The following is a 20,948-nucleotide window of genomic DNA, read 5'->3' on the forward strand; positions in this document are numbered from 1 at the left end:
AACCCATACCACTCATGGGAACGAGGCACTAATGAAAACACCAATGGCTTGATACGACAATACTTACCAAAACGAACTTCTATGTCACATGTGACACAGAAGCTCTGCAATGAAATTGCACACAAACTAAATACGCGCCCACGCAAAAGACTTGGGTATAGGACACCAACGGAGTATATTCATGCGCATCTGTAAAAAGTGTCGCACTTCAAACTTGATACTAAGTGATTTCTTCAACTATGGCACCGACAGTCATTTTTTGAATTGCTTCCCCATATGCTGGTTTACATATGACTAAAATCTGTGGATCCAACTCAATGCCTCGATTTAAGGCTCTTTCAATTAAGGTGAAAATCCTATCAATGGAGGTGTTTACACAATGAAATATTACCATTTCATAGCGATAGTTAACTCTTAGTTCCGAAAGTTTTTGCAGATCACTTACCAGTTCATCAAGACTCAATGGTGAAGTCACTTTTACTTCAATAGCAACCAACTGATGATCTGTATTCCCGGGAGAATGGAAAAGAAAATCAGGCATTCGCCTACTTTGAAGTGGCAAAATTTCCAGTACTTGAGCCTCTTCATCGGGTACGATTGATTTTACTAATTCAGAATGTAAAAACACATTCTCAATTTGACCATATTGTCTTTCATAAGCATGCATTGCTACGCGTACAAAATGATAAAGCTCATAGCAATATACCCTTTCCGCATGACCAAAGTAACCATTACCAACCCGATCTATTGCATACTCAAGCCATTGTAGAAACAACCGAGAATTCATTTATTTACTCCAATCACATAACGCCCTGTTAAGGGGTGAGCAACGCATTACCGAAGCCGCCGCATAGCACCTTAAACACTAAAACCAACGCATAGCGAAAGTGCCACGCGTTGCGAATCCCTCTTAAACAGTTTGTTATGTGCATTCCTAACCAGATCACCTGTTAATAACTTGCTGTTGATTTTAATGGATTTTTTAGAGTTATCCACAAAAACACTATATACATCAGTAACTTGCCGTTGAAAAACTGTTTGTAAGTTAACAAAACGTCAGATATGATTGTTTTCGGATACAAAAAAACCACTAATGTGAACTAGTTACGTCAGCATTAGTGGCTTCTTCACCTACAACAATAGGAGGTCATATTGCTAAACGATTTAATCGAAGTCGCAATTTGCTTACTAACGCTAGTTAGTATCACTTTAAAATATCTAGGCTGATCGTCGCCAAACAAATAGACTAGATTTTGAGACCTAAGCCATCTTAATTGATGGCTTATCAAAAATACAGAAATGATTTTCAGCCTCATGCACATAACGCCGCGTTAAGTAGTGAGCGACGCCTTCACATAACCTAAACCATTGTGCCGTAAACACAAAACTCAATTTGAACTGAGAATGCTATGCGTTGCGAATCTGCCTTAAACGCCTTGTTATGCGCTTACTCACTTGAGCACCAAAACGCTTCAACAACCAAACAATATACGGCAACTTTATTGGAGATCTATCGTAAAACCCGTAACTCAAGTCGGGCGCAGTTTCACCACGACTTTTGATTGAAGCGCACGTGAACGAACAACACCAGAGAAAGCTGACGCTCAACCAACGGAAAACCTTTTGAGCCGACAAGCTCACCGTGAGGATTTTCAACCGCTAGAAAACTCTCGACTTTACCGCCAGTTACAGCACCAAAGAACTAGCCTTGGAATCATCCAGATTTACTTTCACCCTTTGGCGCATAACGCCCTGTTAAGGTGTGAGCAACACACTACCGAAGCTCCCGCATACCACCTTAAACAGTAAATTCAACGCATAGTAAAAATGCCACGCGTTGCGAATCACTCTTAAACAGTTTGTTAGCACAAAAGTTCACCACCTAATTATTCATTGCTTTTTCGTCTTGAAAAAACAAATGCAGCGATAAACATACTGACGATGGAAAGTGTAAAAACACCCCCAAATATATACAACTTCGAAGTGTAACTATCGCACATTCTTTCTACAACAGACTCACTAGGCTTTGCTGGATTAACGAATATTTTTATATTTTTCCCTTTCTGCTTGCTATATACAAGCCTCTTAGCTGCATCGTGTAACTCACCGTTATCATATGATTTCACCCATGAGTAACGATTACTTACATATATCTTACCGCCATAGTTATATTCATATGAGACCTTAGGAGCATAGGAAATTTGCCGACGACGATTCGTATCTTCATATTTCATAGATTCGACTTCTGCGCTAATTATCTTTGCAGGAATCACGTTCCAGTCCTGAGAAACATAACACCCAAATCCAATCTTCATCGGCGTTCCAACAGCGACATACACGAGAAGCAAAAACATTGGCGAAAATAGTAGTATCAATAGAATACGTAGGTACTTTTTTAACATCCGTTCATTTAACGTCTAGAAAACTGACTTTTATATTAACCGGAAGCCAAAATTCGTAATCACCTAATTACACCACTGTCGTCGCAAAATTTTGTGCTAACGCCGCGTTAAGTGGTGAGCAACGCCAACCACCCTGCCTAAACCATTGTGATATAAACACTTAACCCAAAGTAAGCCGAAAACGCCATGCGTTGGGAATCCGTCTTAAACGCTTTGTTATAACTAATTTTCCACCGGAACCCATTTTTTAACTAGTTTGAACTCCGTATTTTTCTGGTACAAATTAGACTTACCGAGCGACACCTCAGGTAACACGCGTTTAACATAATTTTCAATCATATCAACAACCCAAACTGGTGCTCTAGGGTCAATTTCAATGGATTGAATAAAGCTATCAACGCTGATAGGCAAGTTGATGTGTGAGTTATCCCAAAAATCACCGTCAAATACCGAATCAGGATGAACTATAAACCTAACCTCTTCTTCATGGCTAAAAGCATCTCGCTTATAGCGCACATCAAGATAAGGGCTTTTATCTGCGTTAGTTAACTCGGGCAATTGTTTCCAGTGAGAAAAGTAAACTACTTTCTCTACACCTAAACGTCGAATGTTTTGCAACAAGTCAAACTGACAAATATTTGTGGTGATTTTTACTCCAGATTTTGAAGGCGAATAAATCCTCCACATAGCATCAGATTCTAATTTGGTTGTCCAACATTGACCAAAAAAATGCTGAGACCTTGAATACAAGGCTTTATTGCCTTTTTCGTCACAATCGTAATTTGAAAGCTCAGTTTCCCATGGGTCATCCCAATTAGAAACTTTGGTGAAAGTGAGCATTCCCGTTTCAACAAGGTGAACAAAAGACTCGAATGAGAAATACCGACATAAAGTTGTATCAAGTTCAAGTCCATTACCAATCTCTAGTTTCATCTACTTCGAACTCCCCAATTAGTTATAACGCCCTGTTAAGGTGTGAGCAACGCAATACCGAAGCTCCCGCATACCACCTTAAACACCAAACGCAACGCATAGTGAAAATGCCACGCGTTGCGAATCACTCTTAAACAGTTTGTTAGCTATGTACTCAACTTTTTCAATTTAGCCTCTTTGACTAGCCTTTTGCTTTCTAGTTTAGCAATCGCCTCTTGATAGTTTTTAAGGTTGTCATACCTTTGCCACCAACGATATGCTACGCCTACAAACGCAGACCAAAGAATAAGTGAAGCCATTTGGGGGATGCGAAAAAGGTTTCCTAGGCCAGCAAGATCAAATGCAAGAGGTATTAAGTTAGCCAAGCCGAAAAGAAAGAACATTGCAAATATTCCTTTGAAAGAGGAACGGCTCATTTCAACACTAGATTTTCTGATTTTTCCAAGATGTTCGATTTCAAAGTCGATAAGGTCAATGTCATCTTTGAGACTCTTAGCTCTCGACTTTTTGTATACTGCAACAACAAACATCACTATTACAGTCCCTAAAATACCAATAAACAGACTTTTAAGATCCGTTCCATTCATACTGTCATTTTTCCTTAAATAGCTAACGCCCTGCTAAGTGGCTGACAACGCGACCACCGCACTTAACCAAACCACCGTAAACACTATACCCGACTTGAACTAAAATTGCCCCGCGTTGACAGTCCGTCTTAAGCAGATTGTTAGCTGCTACGAAGAAGGTTGAGTTTTTCACCCAAGTGCCTAATTTGAAATACATTATCGCTTTTAAATGACAATGTAAATTGGACAGCTCGAAAACCTAAACTTAAATGATGAACCATGCTTGACAGAGAATACTTTCGAAGAAGCCCACTACCAAGTGCGCAAAACTGATTTAGCCACGGCAGCATTCCAACATCCAAGAAGCCGCACCAAAGAACTAAACAAACACACCACTTCAGTAAGCTGACTTCGGTTGATTCAAACACTTTTCGAACAGTGCCACTGGCGAGATACTTCGTGCCTTTAAACTATCAAGTGTGAAGCTAGAGCCCCGTATGCATGAGCACTTAAGCCCTTAGTTTCTTTAAATACTAGCTAACGCCATGTTAAGGGGTGAGCCAACGCATTACACTGAAGCCTCGGCAAACCACCTTAAACACTGTTGCTGAATTTAAACAGAATTCGCCAAGCGTTGCGAATCCTCCTTGAACATTTTGTTATGCAAATTCAGCGACATAGCCTGCAACTTACCACAGAAACCAAAGCCATTAAGCCAAAAACAGTTCCCAAAACAACAGAACTCTACGAAGTTCACGAACTTTAGAAACCCAAAGCCTCAACAAGTAACAAGCACTGAAGTTCAGCGCGTAAAAATGCTTTTGCGACAAATAACTAAAAGAGCCAGAGCTTCAGCAGATTTGGGCTGTCGTTCACTTTGCCCTTTCCACACTTTAAGCCCGAAAAACTCACCACCAACCAGATCGAAAACTGAATGAGGCAACCCACGAAACTTGGCATGTTTTACGGCTGGAGACATTCAAGAATTAAGGGCGACAATGCCGATTTGCCGATACCAGAAACCGATAGCCGGAGGGAACAAAAAAGACGATTACTACCAATTCTGCTCTCATTGCATAACGCCCTGTTAAGGTGTGAGCAACGCAATACCGAAGCTTCCGCATACCACCTTAAACACTAAAACCAACGCATGATAAAAATGCCACGCGTTGCGAATCACTCTTAAACAGTTTGTTATACGCACGAACGTTTAAGCCAAGATTTTATGCCAAGCCCCACTTTGAAACCATGATTTTTATGTGCTTTGATGCACTTAAGTCAGGCTTAGACTCAAAGCGGCTTGTCACTGAAACCACTTGGAACAAACCGCGCCGCAAAAAACGGACCTGCAACACCAAAAAGCACTTTTGGAAAGACAATTTCACAATGAGGACTTTCCACAAACTCACTGAAACCACGTGAACTCACCACACCAGAGAAAGCGCCCTTTCAGCGAGTAAGTCGGCTTTTAAAAAGGCAAATTCACAGAGCTGAATCTCAGCGAAAAACGCAGCCTGGACTGACCCCGAAAAATCAGCACCAAAGAAGAAAACCATCACACAAACGGCAAGCCGAAAGTGAGCAAAGAACCAAGGAAAATTAAAATTGAAGCAGGAATATCTCGACGCCCAAACACCACGAATCAACGCTGAAAATCGCAATTTTTGACCTGAATTTTTAGGCTTTCTTCATATAGCGTATAACGCCGCATTAAGGGGTGAACAACGCCTCCACCCAACCTAAAGTATTGTACCGTAAACACTAAATTTGAAGTAAATGCAAAAATGCCAAGCGTTGAGAATCCCTCTTAAATGCTTTGTTATATTGCCCGCACGACAGAGCTAAGTTTAGCGCCAAGGTGCTGAATTGGTTACAAATCTACTGGCTTTGAACTCAGAAGTAAAATGGATAGTTCGAAACTCAATCATAGACAACAAAACGCACTTGGCTAAGAAGCGAAATGAGCTAAAACTGGAGCAATTTAATCACCCAGAATGACAAAGAATTCGAGCGAGAAACCTGACAGCAAAGTGCGCTGAAACCACAACTTTCAATGAGGTCTCCACGAAAAACAAGCCGCGCAAAATGAACTTGAGCCAGCGAAACTTACTAACGAGGAGACTTGCGTGACGTTGCAGCTAATTAACCGCAAGACATTCTACGTGCGATGGTCATTTTGATGGCAACTTTCACGAGACGAACAGGTGTGTAGCTTGAACGCAGAACAAAGATAAACGGATAATTTAACCCTTTGAATCTTATGCAATATAACGCCGCGTTAAGTAGTGAGCAACGCCACCACAACACCTAACCATACCACCTTAAACACAAAACCTAATGATGAATGAAAAATGCCATGCGTTGGGAATCTGTCTTAAACGCTTTGTTATATTTTTGTTCAATTGAGATCCCATGACCAATACTTTGTTCCATATATAGGCCCGACATAACCTTGATGAAATAATGTTCCGCGCGTTGGACTGATTAAATGACTGCCTTGATCGCCATCAGTAACTAAAAATACATGGTGGGATTCAAGTGCAATTTCATCACATAAGCTCTTCAGCTCTTCGCTGTCAGCTAGAATTACCTCTCCAGGCAAAGAATATGGGTCGTCGCTATAATCAACCATCGTATCTTGATTGATCCACCAGTTTTCTAACTCTGGAGCACTCATTTTTGGAAACCAGAAAAAGTCAGCCTCTGGTTCAATTTTACACCAAAGGTCGTGTGAAATTGTTACTAGCAGTTCATTCTGAATTTTATCTTTAATAGTCTTGTCCATAACTGAATCTCGAAAATATAACGCCCTGCTAAGGGGTGAGCAACGCAATACCAAAGCCGCCGCATACCACCTTAATCACTTAAACCAACGCATAGTAAAAATGCCACGCGTTGCGAATCCCTCTTGAGCAGTTTGTTAGTTTGCAAACCCAAAGCGTTGATTTTACGTTATTTTAAACTTTGCAAACAACAAACTTTATGTGTTTTGATGCACTTAAGTCAGGCGCAGTCTCAAAGCGGCTACTCAATGAAACCACGTGGAACAAACAACGCCGCAGAAAACGAACTCACAACACCAAAAAGCGCTTTTGGAAAACCAATCTCACAATGCGGACTTTCAACAAAGCCACTGAAACCACATGAACTTACCACACCAGAGAAAACGCCATCTCAGCGAGTAAATCGATTTTGTACCAACAAACTCAACGAGCAGAGTTTCAGCAAAAAAGTTCGATTCAGTTAACCCAAAAGTCGCCGCACCAAAGAACAAATCAACCGTTGAAACGATGCCAATTTTGAATTTTCACCACGCTAGTTAACACTGAAATTAAACGCCGATACGACAATTTCAACTTTGAGCTTTTACCACTAGATCTTGCGATATAGCTGCGTTTTTCCTCTTGCAAACTAACGCCTTGTTAAGGTGTGAGGCACGCAATACCGATGCCTCCGCGTACCACCTTAACCACAAAACCTGACGCATAGTAAGAATGCCACGCGTGCCGAATCACTCTTGAACAATTTGTTATGAGGCGCGCTCTCACTGATGTTTAACTAACCCCATTTCTTCAGCGGTAGCTAACGCATTAAAAGGGCTACTGATTTCACTAGACAAAACTTCAACTTGCCGCTGGTCTAAATGCTGAATTTTTGAATCACTTGGCTTATCAAAGTAGATAAAGCCTTTTAAGACTTCATTTAACGTAGTGATGTCCGCTTCATCTAACACAGCCTTGAGATTAGTCGCCTCAGCTTGTGTGCACTCATAGTCTTTAAGAAAATGAATGTATAAGAACACTTCTCTTTTGTCGTCCAGACTCAAGCTTTCAAACCATTCGGATTTGGGGAAATCCAATATCGTTTGTTCACCAATTTTGTCGCACTCTTGCCATTTGTCATCCCATACTTTCAAGTAACTCAGCTTATCAACTTTCGCTGAGCAGCCAAAGAGAAGCAGAGGTAATAGATAAATTAGTCCTTTTTTCATCACAAATCTCTAAGCTAAATAGCGACGCTTCATAACGCCCTGTTAAGGTGTGAGCAACGCAATACCAAAGCCTCCGCAGAACACCTTAAACACAAAAACGCAACGCATAGTAAAAATGCCACGCGTTGCGAATCACTCTTAAACAGATTGTTAGCTTTCTTGCAGTAAAATGTCCAGATAAAGCACTGATTATATGAACTTTTCCACATAAATCGTATGAAGTTTAGTTCTACTAATAACCGTATATGTTACTATTGTCATAATCGCAAGACTTACTTAATGGTGTCACCTTTGATTGCAGGACTGTTTTTAAGAAATTATAAATGTTATAGCAACATTAACTTTATTCCCTTCAACTATGAAATGCGCGAAAACCTCAATGTTTTTATAGGTGAAAATGGAATAGGAAAGTCATCGATCCTTGAGTCGCTTAACTGCCTAATGAACGAAGTAGAGCTTAAGCATTGGGATACTACGCTAGGACAACGAAAGGACCGTACATTTATATGTCCGGTTTTTTTGATAAAGAAGTCAGATTTTAACTTTAGCTCCGAAGAAGAAAAAATTTCGGATGCTTTCTGGAACCTTGATCCGAGGAAGATAAGCAATCCTGAACACTATATCACGTTCGCAGAATGGCGAAATGAATTAGAAAAAAATATAGATCGTGATGACTACCTATTATTCTGTATAGGTAAGGACCGAACAGGGAATGTCGTTTTAACTTCTACCGTGCACAGTTATATAGTTAACCAAACAAAACGCTACGGGGTATCGAAAGCAAAAATAACAAGCCTTTTCGAAAAGCTAATTTCCCACTATACATACGTATATATTCCCATTGAGAGCTCAATAAGTGACATCTTAAGTTTACAGGCAAATGAGATGCAAGCCCTGATGGATAAGAGTGTAACAGATGAGATAATAAGCCTGCTTTCGAAAAAGAACTACGACTCAACTGGAAACAAAACTGGTGGAAGAAAAAGTAGTATTGTTGACTTGATAAACTCCAATCTCGATGATTACATCAAAAGTATCAACACTAAGCTTCTTAGCGGCTATAAATTTGAGCCCAAAGGAACAAATAAGAAAACCGTCAAGCCAAATGATATTCTTGCATCAATATTGAAAGAGTATTTCAGTATACGTCCACTGACTAAAGATGGTAAACACATAAACAGCCTTAGCTCTGGTCAACAACGATTAGCGCTCATGGATGTTGCTATTACTTTGTTATCAACAAACCAAATGAATAAAAAAGTAATATTAGCTATCGACGAACCAGAAAACTCATTAGATTCTGCACATAGATTTTCTCAATTTGCTCGATTGACTGAGTTATCTGAGCAATATTGTCACCAACTACTCCTTACAACCCATTGGTATGGATTGTTATTACGACCTTCGGAAGGTCGCTTACACTTTGTGTCGGAAAATGGAGATGATGCCCCAAAATTAGCGAGCTACCCACTAGCAAATCTTTACGACAACAGAAGGCATTTTCCTGATTCTATCGAGATGAAAAGTTATTTCGATCTTATGAGTTCAATGTTAGCAATACTCAAGTCATCGAATGCCAATTGGATTATATGTGAAGGGTATGAAGATGCTCTCTATCTTAACCTGTACTTGAAAGATAGAGTAGATAATTTAAATATCCTTCCTTTTAATGGCTGTGGCAATGTTAAAAAACTATTCAGATTTTTAGATGTACCATTTTCTGATTCAGAAGAACTAAACAAAATAAAAGGGAAAGTTCTGTGTCTTATTGATACAGATGAAAAGTCATTGATACAGATACCAGGCTATAAAGCTGGCAATTACAAAAAGAAACTACGATTTGACAGAATAATATTAGACAGAGAAAACGATGACGCTAAGTTAATATCTGTAGCTAACAACACAGCCACAAACACTGAAATAGAAGATTTACTAGAGCCAGAAATAACGTGGGACGCACTAAAGGAAATAGCCAAAGAAGATATTCAGCTATCGGACTTGTTGTCTAACTACTCTTATAAATCAGATACAAATAAAAAGCATGCAGACTTAACAAAAAACATACCTTTCCTTAAGAAAGAAACCGTTACGGCTTATGAAAATTTTGACGAGCTCAAAGCATATCTAGGAAATGATTCCATTAAAAAGTCTCTCGCAATACATTATTGTGATATTGCATTAAAACAAGGTGATATACATATACCTGCTTGGGCGGACGAGATAATAAAGCACTTTAACAGTTAGAAAAATACGTTACTTAAGCTAGTTCCTGCCGGACCTAGCTTAAGTTGATTCGAGAAAGCTAACGCCCTGTTAAGGTGTGAGCAACGCAATGCCGAAGCCGCCGCATACCACCTTAAACACTAAAACCAACGCATAGTAAAAATGCCACGCGTTGCGAATCACTCTTAAACAGTTTGTTAGCCGCTCATTCCCAAAGGTTACTGCTTACTCAACAGGAACTTACGCAAATCTCTCTCTGCACGCATAACAAACAGAATAAACACTTTGTCACCGTCTGGTTTATAGAAAACACGACATGGATTAACGACAACTTCACGATAACTTAAATGTTCTAGCTCGGGAGGAATACGACCTGACTCTGGGAAAGTTTGTAGGCGTTCGACTTTGGAGAAGATCGTTTGCACTAACTGCTTTGCAGCTACGATATTTTCAAGTGCGATGTATTCAGCGATATCGTTGAGGTCAGATAACGCTGGTTCAGTCCAGATTATTTCAGCCATTTTAACATTTTGTCCTTGGCTTCATCATGACTTACAACTTTACCGTCAGCTAATGCACGCTCACCTCGTGCAATACCCTCAAGAATAGCTAAACGATTTTGCATAAATTCGTAGTCATCAACATCAACTAAATACGCAGATGGCTTGCCATGCTCAGTAATTAACACAGGTTCTTTGGTGTCATGAAGATCGGCGAGGATCTTAGTTGCTTGACGTTTAAGTGATGTAACTAGTTCTACTTTCATGAGAGCTGCTCCAAAGGAATACTAAAGTGATACTATTCTATCACTTTGAGTATAGCAAGCTCCATGACGGCTAACGCCCTGTTAAGGTGTGAGCAACGCAATACCGAAGCTGCCGCATACCACCTTAAACACTAAAACCAACGCATCGTAAAAATGCCACGCGTTGCGAATCACTCTTAAACAGTTTGTTAGCTTAATTTTCCAATAGGTAGTGGTAATTTTTTCTTGTTATTGAATACCTATCTAATAACCACTTTTCGTACTTCAATTTTTGCTCCCGAGTTGAAAAACCGAGCGATAAATCAGGGTGCTCTCCCAAATAAATGGCAAAGTCTCTATCTAGTTCGTGACCAACATATTTTCGGTAAAATGGATAAAACTCAGATGGTAGCGGAACAAGCTTGTACTTTCCCGAATCGAGAAAAATCGCCACATAACACTTTGGCATTTTAACAACTTTCTCTAAATATAATGTGTTATGCACATTGCATGGTTTGTATGGAAAAAATACCCATATAGGTGAACCACCTTTGAATACGGTATATCAAAGTTCACAACTGAACCATTTGGTTCTAAGGATATATCTAAATTATCATTTTGAGTGGACTGAAAACCGTATTGATCGCTATCGACAAGCGAAAAAAATGACTGATGGTCAAAATGAAGTCCATTCTTACATCTAGATTTTGTGACTAAGAGAACATGCTTAACTTTTATATGTGCATCTTTATGGTTCCTAACAAGTATGGAAATATTACTGTCAGTATTGTGTGTAGATACTTTGATTGACGGATTCTTTTTGTAGTACCAAAACGCAACGGGAATTAGAGCAATGATTAAACCTACCATGCTATACACGAATTCAATATACTCACTCAACTAAACCTTACTCCTATTAAGCTAACGCCCAATTAAGGGGTGAACAACGCCACCACCCACACCTAAAGCATTGTGCCATAAACACTTAACTGACTTGAAGTGAGGGCGCCAAGCGTTGTGAATCCCTCTTAAATTGCTTGTTATGCCTTGCCCCACTCAGTTCGAAGAGCTGCCAAAACCACTGTATCCCACCACTTTCCTTTGAAAAAACGATGCTCTCTAAAATGTGCTTCTTGGCGCATACCCAGAGACTTACAGAGCTTAATAGCTGGCAGGTTTTTGCTGATTGTCTCAGCATAAATGCGGTGAACTCCCAACTCCGAGAACCCGAAATCTGCTAGAGCCAAGGCGGCTTCATGACTTAACTTATTACCTTGAGAGACTCTGGAAAATGCACACCCCATCGAAGCCTGCTGATTATCCTCTAACCGTAAACAAACAGTACCAACAAACTCACCTGATACCTTACGCTCGACAGCTAATTGGTATGATTTTCTTGGTTTCTCAGAAGCCTGAGCTATAAACAAGCGTGTTAACTCTCGGTATTTATTAGGGTCACAATCGCTTTCGTCATAAAAACGCTGATATTTAGCATCCTGAGACATAGCAACAAAAGCGTCTTCATCATTCGGAGTCATATCCCTAATAATCAGACGCTTAGTCTCGATTTTAAACATCGAAAGTTCCTTTTCCTTGTGAGGCATAACGCCGCATTAAGGTGTGAGCAGCGCTTGGCTATAATTGAGCGAAGCGAAAATGCCAAGCGTTGCGAATCACTCTTAAATGCTTTGTTATACGCAAATCACATTACAAACAATCTTGGACATACATTTTGCTGTAAGGGCAAAGAAATTCAGCAGGTACAACATAGCTATTTTCTAAATATTCTTCTAAAGATGGAACGTACATTTCATAGTAAGCATCGAAAGCAATATCGTATGTATTAAATTTCTTATTCACGAATCTATCATACACTTCTTTGAAAAATACAATTTCATCTTGCGTTGCAAAGCCAGGGTTTGGAGATAACGCGCTATAGCCACTTCCTTTCCAAAAAAGAAGTAACCCTGTACCTGCGTCACAATGTGGGTGGTTTAAAATCGCATAAAGGCTTTCTACCCCTTCATCATCCCAGTTATAGTGATCAGCAACTACATGCAATTCTTCTTTGCTCTGCAAGCATTCAATAGTGACCATTTCACCATCAGATATATCAAATTGATCTGCCATATACCTAACGGTTTCATAGTCTTCTCCTTGCTTTAAACAAATATTACTCCAAGCTTCTTTACTAGGAATAAAACCACATTCAAAACATATAGATGCGCGTTTTTTCTGCTCTTTTGTCAATCTTTTTGCCATTTATTCCTCCGGACTAGACATTGGCGTATAACGCCCTGCTAAGGGGTGAGCAACGCAATACCGATGCCGCTGCATACCACCTTAGTCACTAAATTCAACGCATAGTAAAAATGCCACGCGTTGCGAATCCCTCTTGAGCAGTTTGTTAGTCGCGAGGCACCGAGCGACAATTTTAAGCCGAACTAAATTTTGCAAACAACAAATTTTATGTGCTTGATGCACTTAAGTCAGGCGTAGTCTCAAAGCGGCTATTCAATGAAACCACTTGGAACAACCAACGCCGCAGAAAACGGACTGGCAACACCAACAAGCGCTTTTGGAAAACCAATCTCAAAGTGCGGATTTTCAACAAAGTTACTGAAACCACGTGGAACTAACCACACCAGAGAAAACGTCATTTCAGCGAGTAAATCGGCTTTTGTACCCAACAAACTCACCGAGCGGAGTTGCAACCAAAACCAGATTTTCGATTGCCCCGCTCTATCACCACCAAAGAACGAAACAACAGCTAGGACACTTCCAAAACTTTGGACTTAAAACAGCTGAAACTTAGTTTTGATCACCGACGACGAACCTGTATACCAAACAATCATCAGCCAAATTTTAAGCTTAGAAACATGATTTTGATTGCTAGCTTTTTCTGGCGACTAACGCCCAATTAAGTTGTGAGCAACGCTGCCACCTTACCTAAACACTTCGCCGTAATCACCAAACAAGTTGAAACCAAAAGTGCCGAGCGTTGCGAATCAGCTTGAATTGCTTGTTATGTTTACCACAAATACATGATTTACTTGAGAAAGAACTACTATTTCTAACTGGTTTTCTGAGCTAAACCACAAGGCAAGAGCCGACTTGGCCGGCAAAGGCGACCAACCAGAAACGAATAATTCCATTTCCCTACCCAATGAGGCAACCCGACTAAGCACCAACAAGCGCCCTATCTTTCCAACCAAAGCGCAAGACAATGACAGGTTGCCGAGACAACTGCCAAGGTAGAATGCCAATTCACTAAGAACCTCAAAGCGACTTTGGGCCAGTAAAACAAAAAGCCAACCGCCACGACCTGACAATGAAGCAACCCACGAACATTGACATGTTTTACGGGCTGAGAGATTCAAAAACTTAGGCCGACAATGCGGATTTGCTGAGTCTACTAGGGACGAATTGCCAGAGGGACAAAGAACTAGAGCCTGAGACATTTAAGCCTTTGAAATACAAGTAAACATAACGCCCTGTTAAGGTGTGAGCAACGCAATGCCGAAGCTCACGCATACCACCTTAAACACTAACCGCAACGCATAGCAAAAATGCCAAGCGTTGCGAATCACTCTTAAACAGATTGTTATGATTGTGGCTGAGGAATCGTATATTCATAGAAAACCACACCACTGTCCTTAGCGGGTTGCGCTATGAACCCCAGCTTCTTAAGTAACTTCGCTGAAGCAATATTAGATTGCTCAACACAGCCTATGAGTTTTAACCAAGATTCGGATTTCTCGACTTCATGGATGAAACCTTGAAGTAATTCACTAGCCAGCCCTCGTCCCCAGCATTCTTCAGCAAGCAAATAACCGATATGGGCACACTCGTCATTTTCCACATAAGCAAACAAGAAACCTATTAGTTCGTTATCCTCGACTTTTACTTGAAGTAAGCGGCTCTCCAACAACATCCGCTCAAGCCAGATTCGGGCTTGTTCACTAGAACCTATCTCGTGGAAATATGGAGGAAGATTTTCTACAACTGCTGGCGTGAGGATTTGAGGAATTCGTTCTAGCAAATATGAGTGTTTAGACAAATCCAACCCTGCAGTAATTTCAACGACTGTCAGCCTCTGACTTTCAAATGATATTGCCATACAACTTCCCCATTTCGATAAAAATCATAACGCCCTGTTAAGGTGTGAGCAACGCAATACCGAAGCCACCGCATACCACCTTAACCACTAAACCTAACGCATAGTAAAAATGCCACGCGTTGCGAATCACTCTTGAACAGTTTGTTATGTTGAAACTCAGCACGTGTTTTACATTAAACTTTTACCGCATTTTCAACTGCATCAAGACTTCCAGGTGTCAAAGACAGCCTCAATATTATGACCATCTGGATCATGAACGAAGCAGGCATAATAGTTCTCGGTATAGTGAGGTCGCGGTCCTGGAGCTCCGTTGTCTCGCGCTCCTGCTAAAATAGCTGAGTCATAAAACTCTCGAACCTTTTGCTGACTCGCCACACGAAAGGCAATATGAAAGCTCGTTAAAGCACCCTCAGTCTTAGCACTACAGATCTCGAATAAGAAGCCCTTACCGAGGTCGAAAGCCCAAAATTTACCTTTTTCACCAAATGCAATTTTGTACCCTAGTGGACTAAAAGCTTCTTCATAAAACTTCCGGCTTCTTTCTAAATCACTGACGGGAATTGTAACGTGATCAATCATGTATATACCTAAGATATTGTGTGGAAGAAGAGAGTAGCTGAATACCTGTGGGCTTTGAAGCCCTATTCAACATAACGCCCTGCTAAGGGGTGAGCAACGCAATACCAAAGCCGCCGCAAACCACCTTAATCACTAAAATCAACGCATAGTAAAAATGCCACGCGTTGCGAATCCCTCTTGAGCAGTTTGTTAGTCGCGAGGCACCGAGCGATAATTTTAAGCCGAACTAAACTTTGCGAACAACAAACTTTATGTGCTTTGATCCATTTAAGTCAGGCGTAGTCTCAAAGCGGCTACTTAATGAAACCACTTAGAACAAACAACGCCGTAGATAACGGACTGACAACACCAAAAAGTGCTTTTGGAAAGCCAATCTCACAGTACGGACTTTCAACAAAGTCACTGAAACCACGTGGAACTTACCACACCAGAGAAAACGTCATTTCAGCGAGTAGATGTGCTTTTGAACCAACAAACTCACAGGGCAGAGTTGCAACTAAGAACAGACGAACGATTGCCCTGTTCTGTCAGCACCAAAGAATAAAAAACCGCTTGGGCACTTGCAAAACTTTGGACTTTAAACTTCTGAAACTGATTTTTGACCATCGACGATGAACTTGTGCGCTAAACAAGCAACTGCCAGATTTTGAGCTTAGAAACATGATTTTGATTACTAGCTTTTTCTGGCGACTAACGCTGCGTTAAGTGGTGAGCAACGCCAACCACCAAACCTAAACCATTGTACCTTAAACACTAAAACTGATTTGAACTCAAGTCGCCAAGCGTTGGGAATCCGCCTTAAACGCCTTGTTATTGCGATTTTTCCTTGAGAATCATCGACCGAGCAAAAGTCGCTATTAAGATACCTACCACTAGTCCTAAACCATTTGCACCTAAATCAAGCCATTCACCATAGCGATTTACATATGGTTGAACTAACTCAATAACCCCACTAAACGCTAAAAATCCTACTATCAAGAATAACCACTTCTTGGGTCTAGCTAGCGCAATTGGAAATGCCAAAGCCCCATAAGCAATAAAATGGTGAGTTTTATCTGAACCAGGAACAGGAGGAAGACTTTCCACTGGGTATAGGGACAAACCCGTGATTATTAGGGCTATTAGAATCGTAAATAGCAACCAATGAATTTGAACTAAATTTAATACAGATTTCAAGATACACTCCGAATCGCTATAACGCCCTGCTAAGGGGTGAGCAACGCAATACCGAAGCCGCCGCATACCACCTTAAACACTTAATTCAACGCATAGTGAAAATGCCACGCGTTGCGAATCCCTCTTGAGCAGTTTGTTAGTTTGCAAACCCAACACGTTGATTTTACGTTATTTTAAACTTTGCAAACAATAAGCTTTAAGTGTTTCGATGCACTTAAGCCAGGCGTAGTCTCAAAGCGGCTACTCAATGAAACCACGTGGAACAAACAACGCCGAAGAAAACGAACTCACAACACCAAAAAGCACTTTTGGAAAACCAATCTCACAATGCGGACTTTCAACAAAGTCACTGAAACCACATGAATTTAACACACCAGAGAAAACGCCATTTCAGCGAGTAAGTCTGCTTTTGTACCAACAAACACAACGAGCAGAGTTTCAGCAAAAGAGTTCAACTCAGTTAATCCATAAGCCACCGCACCAAAGAACGAATCAACCATTGAAACGATGCCAATTTTGGATTTTCACCACGCTAGTTAACACTGAAATTGAACGCCGATACGACAATTTAGACTTTAAGCTTTTACCACTTAATCGTGCGATATAGTTGCGTTTTTCCTCTTGCAAACTAACGCCCTGCTAAGGGGTGAGCAACGCAATACCGAAGCCGCCGCATACCACCTTAATCACTAAAATCAACGCATAGTAAAAATGCCACGCGTTGCGAATCCCTCTTGAGCAGTTTGTTAGTCGCGAGGCACCGAGCGACAATTTTAAGCCGAACTAAACTTTGCGAACAACAAACTTTATGTGCTTTGATGCATTTAAGTCAGGCGTAGTCTCAAAGCGGCTATTCAATGAAACCACTTAGAATAAACAGCGCCACAGAAAACGGACCGACAACACCAAAAAGAGCCTTTGGAAAGCCAATCTCACAGTGCGGACTTTCAACAAAGTCACTGAAACCACGTGGAACTTACCGCACCAGAGAAAAAATCACTTCAGCGAGTAAATCGGCTTTTGTACCAACAAACTCACCGAGCGGAGTTGCAAGCAAAAATAGACTCTCGATTGCCCTGCACTGTCAGCACCAAAGAACAAAACAACCGCTAGGACATTTACAAAACTTGGGACTTGAAACAGTTGAAACTGAGTTTTGAGCATCGCCGACGCACCTGCGTATCAAACGATCATCAGCATAATTTTAAGCTTAGAAACGTGATTTTGACTGCTAGCTTTTTCTGGCGACTAACGCCCTGTTAAGGTGTGAGCAACGCAATACCGATGCCGCTGCATACCACCTTAAACACTAAAACCAACGCATAGTAAAAATGCCACGCGTTGCGAATCACTCTTAAACAGTTTGTTATGCCTTTACTACCTTTAGATCTCGGTGTACTTCTTGTGAATCAAACAAGAACTGCGCAAAGTATATTTCTAGATGACGTTGCAGCATTTCGTACGCGAGGTATCCGAATGCCACCAAGCTAACCAATAATAGCGAAACGTAGTCAGTAAGAGACGAATAATCTATAAACTGGGAAAGAATAGCTGGAGACATGGCAACAAAAGCCATTAAGAAATACATGACCATATAAAAATAGGTTAAGAACACTCTTTTTCGTTGAGACTCGTATTTTGGCTTAAATTTTAGCTTGGGATACTTAAGCTCATTAAACGGAATAAAGTACTTTCTACCTTTAACATAACATTTTAAAGACTTAACTGGGTTTTCGAGGCTTATAGCATATTCAATTTCCGCAGAACTTACGTAACTACTACCTGCGATCGTGTAAAAGCCAAGGTCTTTTGCGTAAGGATGTAAAGTGTCGACCTCAGATAGAAAAGCTCTAGCATGTTGATACTCCGCTATCATTGCCGAGCGGCGTGTAAACTTGAATTTTAGTACACCAATCAAAGTTGCAATAATTGCTACCACTGCACTACAAACCTTTAAAATCGTGAGAATATCTTCCATTTTTTCTCCTGAGGCATAACGCCCTGCTAAGGGGTGAGCAACGCAATACCGAAGCCGCCGCATACCACCTTAATCACTTAAACCAACGCATAGTAAAAATGCCACGCGTTGCGAATCCCTCTTGAGCAGTTTGTTAGTCGCGAGGCACCGAGCGAGAATTTTAAGCTGAACTAAACTTTGCGAACAACAAACTTTATGTGCTTTGATGTACTTAAGTCAGGCGTAGTCTCAAAGCGGCTATTCAATGAAACCACTTGGAACAAACAGCGCCGTAGAAAACGGACTTACAACACCAAAAAGCGCTTTTGGAAAACCAATCTCAAAGTGCGGACTTTCAACAAAGCCGCTGAAACCACGTGGAACTTACAACACCGGAGAAAACGTCATTTCAGCGAGTAAATCTGCTTTTGTACCAACAAACTCACCGAGCGAAGTTGCAACCAAAAACAGACTCTCGATTGCCCTGCTATGTCAGCACCAAAGAACAAAACAACCGTGAGGACACTTGCAAAACTTTGGACTTAAAACAGCTGAAAATGAGTTTGGACCAACGACGATGAACCTGTGAGCCGAACAATCAGCAGCCAAATTTTGAGCTTAGAAACATGATTTTGATTGCTAGCTTTTTCTGGCGACTAACGCCCTGCTAAGGGGTGAGCAACGCAATACCGAAGCCGCTGCATACCACCTTAATCACTAAATTCAACGCATAGTGAAAATGCCACGCGTTGCGAATCCCTCTTGAGCAGTTTGTTAGTCGCAAGGCACCGAGCGACAATTTTAAGCCAAACTAAACTTTGCGAACAACGAACTTTATGTGCTTTGATGCACTTAAGTCAGGCGTAGTCTCAAAGCGACTATTCAATGAAACCACTTGGAACAGCCAACACCGCAGAAAACGGACTGACAACACCAAAAAAGCGCTTTTGGAAAACCAATCTCACAGTGCGGAGTTTCAACAAAGTCACTGAAACCACGTGGAACTTACAACACCAGAGAAAACGTCTTTTCAGCGAGTAGATCTGCTTTTGAACCAACAAGCTCACCGAGCAGAGTTGCAACCAAAAACAGACTCTCGATTGCCCTGCTCTGTCAACACCAAAGAAAAAAAAACGCTAGAACACTTGCAAAACTTTGGACTTAAAACAGCAGAAACTGAGTTTCACCATCGGCGATGAACCTGTGCACCAGACAAGCAACTGCCAGATTTTGAGCTTAGAAACATGATTTTGATTGCTAGCTTTTTCTGGCGACTAACGCCTTGTTAAGGTGTGAGGCACGCAATACCGGAGCTGACGCATAACACCTTAACCACTAAAACCAACGCATAGTAAAAATGCCACGCGTGCCGAATCACTCTTAAACAATTTGTTATGAGTATGACTCAAAGGGTGTGAGATCAATCCCCTCAAAATCACATACTGCTCTTATTACTGGATTGCGACAGAGACGTTTCAGATAACCCGATAAGTGCTGATAACTCTCCACATGCGTCTCTTCTGGTAGCCACCCTGCCAACATGAACAGGAAGTAGTCGCATGCAGTTAACTCATTTCCGATTAAGTATTCATGTTGCTTAAGTTGCTCATCAAGAATGGATAACACTTCCATAATGCGAGAGTTTTGAGCCGAGACTATATCTGAAGCCCCTAGTTCGCTATTTGTGTGACGCTTTGGGTAATAGCGAATCATTAATTCTGACTGTAGCGTATTGTTGAGAAATGCTAACCATTGAAAGAATAAAGGACGCTTTGCATCACCCAATGCTGGCATTAACCCTGATTCAGGGTGTAATTCACAAATATGAATACAGATCGCAACACTTTCAAAAACCGCCTGCCCATCGACAATCAGAGTTGGAATACGACCCGCTGGGTTCAATCTGAGATAGTCTTTCTTTTTGTGGGATTGAGCCTTCTTGTCTACCAACAACAATTCAAAGTCAGCTTTCACATGCTGCAATAGAAAGTGTGGAGCCAAACTCGCGTTTTTTGGATAGTAGTAAAGCTTGAACAAATTAGGCTCCTTGCCTGTAATTCTGGGGGGGGACTCATAACGCCCTGCTAAGGGGTGAGCAACGCAATACCGAAGCCGCTGCATACCACCTTAATCACTAAATTCAACGCATAGTAAAAATGCCACGCGTTGCGAATCCCTCTTGAGCAGTTTGTTAGTCGCGAGGCACCGAGCGACAATTTTAAGCCAAACTAAACTTTGCGAACCAACAAACTTTAT

At 41.0% G+C, this 20,948-nt stretch carries 22 protein-coding genes and 1 pseudogene; 5 read left to right on the forward strand and 18 right to left on the reverse strand.

Annotated elements, in window-relative coordinates:
- Positions 1-195: IS30 family transposase (locus B853_RS16370; RefSeq protein WP_143700811.1), on the forward strand; the 195-nt coding region annotated here is incomplete at its 5' end.
- A gap of 25 nt (positions 196-220) precedes the next feature.
- Here the strand turns inward: B853_RS16370 and B853_RS16375 are convergent.
- The 5 genes from B853_RS16375 to B853_RS26105 form a co-directional block, all read right to left on the reverse strand.
- On the reverse strand, positions 221-787 hold the full coding sequence (locus B853_RS16375) for a hypothetical protein (RefSeq protein WP_038887977.1): 567 nt from the start codon (positions 785-787) through the stop codon (positions 221-223).
- Between the two features lie 1,099 nt (positions 788-1,886).
- Positions 1,887-2,315 carry a DUF3592 domain-containing protein gene (locus tag B853_RS16390; protein WP_249027422.1) on the reverse strand — a complete coding sequence of 143 codons (429 nt, stop codon included), beginning with the start codon at positions 2,313-2,315 and terminating at the stop codon, positions 1,887-1,889.
- A gap of 309 nt (positions 2,316-2,624) precedes the next feature.
- Positions 2,625-3,335 carry a hypothetical protein gene (locus B853_RS16395; protein WP_050569032.1) on the reverse strand — a complete coding sequence of 237 codons (711 nt, stop codon included), beginning with the start codon at positions 3,333-3,335 and terminating at the stop codon, positions 2,625-2,627.
- A gap of 146 nt (positions 3,336-3,481) precedes the next feature.
- Positions 3,482-3,922 (reverse strand): hypothetical protein, encoded by a 441-nt coding sequence (locus B853_RS16405; RefSeq protein ID WP_038887974.1) that lies wholly within the window; start codon positions 3,920-3,922, stop codon positions 3,482-3,484.
- A 22-nt stretch (positions 3,923-3,944) separates the two neighbouring features.
- Positions 3,945-4,118 (reverse strand): hypothetical protein, encoded by a 174-nt coding sequence (locus B853_RS26105; protein WP_170001030.1) that lies wholly within the window; start codon positions 4,116-4,118, stop codon positions 3,945-3,947.
- A gap of 66 nt (positions 4,119-4,184) precedes the next feature.
- Between B853_RS26105 and B853_RS26705 the strand changes: the two genes are divergently transcribed.
- Positions 4,185-4,310 (forward strand): hypothetical protein, encoded by a 126-nt coding sequence (locus B853_RS26705; protein ID WP_282957160.1) that lies wholly within the window; start codon positions 4,185-4,187, stop codon positions 4,308-4,310.
- A 1,989-nt stretch (positions 4,311-6,299) separates the two neighbouring features.
- Here the strand turns inward: B853_RS26705 and B853_RS16425 are convergent.
- Together B853_RS16425 and B853_RS16445 are read right to left on the reverse strand one after the other, a co-directional pair.
- Positions 6,300-6,686 (reverse strand): hypothetical protein, encoded by a 387-nt coding sequence (locus tag B853_RS16425; protein ID WP_038887972.1) that lies wholly within the window; start codon positions 6,684-6,686, stop codon positions 6,300-6,302.
- A gap of 759 nt (positions 6,687-7,445) precedes the next feature.
- The gene (locus B853_RS16445; RefSeq protein ID WP_038887970.1) at positions 7,446-7,892 is read right to left on the reverse strand and encodes a hypothetical protein; all 447 of its coding nucleotides are present in this window, start codon (positions 7,890-7,892) and stop codon (positions 7,446-7,448) included.
- A gap of 291 nt (positions 7,893-8,183) precedes the next feature.
- Here B853_RS16445 and B853_RS16455 point away from each other — a divergent pair, with 291 nt between their 5' ends.
- Positions 8,184-10,136, forward strand: a complete 1,953-nt coding sequence (locus B853_RS16455; protein WP_160167645.1) for an ATP-dependent nuclease — start codon at positions 8,184-8,186, stop codon at positions 10,134-10,136.
- A 197-nt stretch (positions 10,137-10,333) separates the two neighbouring features.
- Here the strand turns inward: B853_RS16455 and B853_RS16465 are convergent, their stop codons facing one another.
- From B853_RS16465 to B853_RS26710, 9 genes are all read right to left on the reverse strand, one after another.
- Positions 10,334-10,636 carry a type II toxin-antitoxin system RelE/ParE family toxin gene (locus B853_RS16465; RefSeq protein WP_038887485.1) on the reverse strand — a complete coding sequence of 101 codons (303 nt, stop codon included), beginning with the start codon at positions 10,634-10,636 and terminating at the stop codon, positions 10,334-10,336.
- Positions 10,624-10,881, reverse strand: a complete 258-nt coding sequence (locus B853_RS16470; protein WP_038887484.1) for a type II toxin-antitoxin system Phd/YefM family antitoxin — start codon at positions 10,879-10,881, stop codon at positions 10,624-10,626. Before B853_RS16470 ends, B853_RS16465 begins: the two co-directional genes overlap by 13 nt.
- 1,019 nt (positions 10,882-11,900) lie before the next feature.
- Complete coding sequence (locus B853_RS16480) at positions 11,901-12,437, reverse strand: GNAT family N-acetyltransferase (RefSeq protein ID WP_038887480.1); 537 nt, start codon at positions 12,435-12,437, stop codon at positions 11,901-11,903.
- Between the two features lie 130 nt (positions 12,438-12,567).
- On the reverse strand, positions 12,568-13,122 hold the full coding sequence (locus tag B853_RS16485; protein ID WP_038887479.1) for a DUF4274 domain-containing protein: 555 nt from the start codon (positions 13,120-13,122) through the stop codon (positions 12,568-12,570).
- Between the two features lie 248 nt (positions 13,123-13,370).
- Complete coding sequence (locus B853_RS26110; RefSeq protein WP_227741944.1) at positions 13,371-13,559, reverse strand: hypothetical protein; 189 nt, start codon at positions 13,557-13,559, stop codon at positions 13,371-13,373.
- Positions 13,560-14,464: 905 nt separating this feature from the next.
- Positions 14,465-14,980 (reverse strand): GNAT family N-acetyltransferase, encoded by a 516-nt coding sequence (locus B853_RS16505; protein ID WP_038887476.1) that lies wholly within the window; start codon positions 14,978-14,980, stop codon positions 14,465-14,467.
- Positions 14,981-15,181: 201 nt separating this feature from the next.
- Positions 15,182-15,559, reverse strand: a complete 378-nt coding sequence (locus B853_RS16515) for a VOC family protein (RefSeq protein WP_038887475.1) — start codon at positions 15,557-15,559, stop codon at positions 15,182-15,184.
- Positions 15,560-16,369: 810 nt separating this feature from the next.
- Complete coding sequence (locus tag B853_RS16530; RefSeq protein WP_038887474.1) at positions 16,370-16,735, reverse strand: VanZ family protein; 366 nt, start codon at positions 16,733-16,735, stop codon at positions 16,370-16,372.
- A gap of 365 nt (positions 16,736-17,100) precedes the next feature.
- Positions 17,101-17,235 carry a hypothetical protein gene (locus tag B853_RS26710; protein WP_265102005.1) on the reverse strand — a complete coding sequence of 45 codons (135 nt, stop codon included), beginning with the start codon at positions 17,233-17,235 and terminating at the stop codon, positions 17,101-17,103.
- Between the two features lie 357 nt (positions 17,236-17,592).
- Between B853_RS26710 and B853_RS16545 the strand changes: the two genes are divergently transcribed.
- The gene (locus tag B853_RS16545; RefSeq protein WP_128826952.1) at positions 17,593-17,895 is read left to right on the forward strand and encodes a hypothetical protein; all 303 of its coding nucleotides are present in this window, start codon (positions 17,593-17,595) and stop codon (positions 17,893-17,895) included.
- Positions 17,896-18,101: 206 nt separating this feature from the next.
- On the opposite strand, the gene B853_RS16555 is transcribed toward B853_RS16545, so the two are convergent.
- The gene (locus B853_RS16555) at positions 18,102-18,713 is read right to left on the reverse strand and encodes a hypothetical protein (RefSeq protein ID WP_004402684.1); all 612 of its coding nucleotides are present in this window, start codon (positions 18,711-18,713) and stop codon (positions 18,102-18,104) included.
- A gap of 244 nt (positions 18,714-18,957) precedes the next feature.
- Between B853_RS16555 and B853_RS16565 the strand changes: the two are divergent.
- Positions 18,958-19,209 (forward strand): annotated as a pseudogene (locus B853_RS16565) (hypothetical protein); the annotation flags it as partial.
- 875 nt (positions 19,210-20,084) lie between these two features.
- Here the strand turns inward: B853_RS16565 and B853_RS16580 are convergent.
- Positions 20,085-20,729, reverse strand: coding sequence for a glutathione S-transferase family protein (locus tag B853_RS16580; RefSeq protein ID WP_038886184.1), 645 nt, complete (start codon positions 20,727-20,729; stop codon positions 20,085-20,087).
- Positions 20,730-20,948 lie beyond the last annotated feature (219 nt).

This window comes from Vibrio rotiferianus CAIM 577 = LMG 21460 (genome assembly GCF_002741985.1).
Lineage (GTDB): Bacteria > Pseudomonadota > Gammaproteobacteria > Enterobacterales > Vibrionaceae > Vibrio > Vibrio rotiferianus.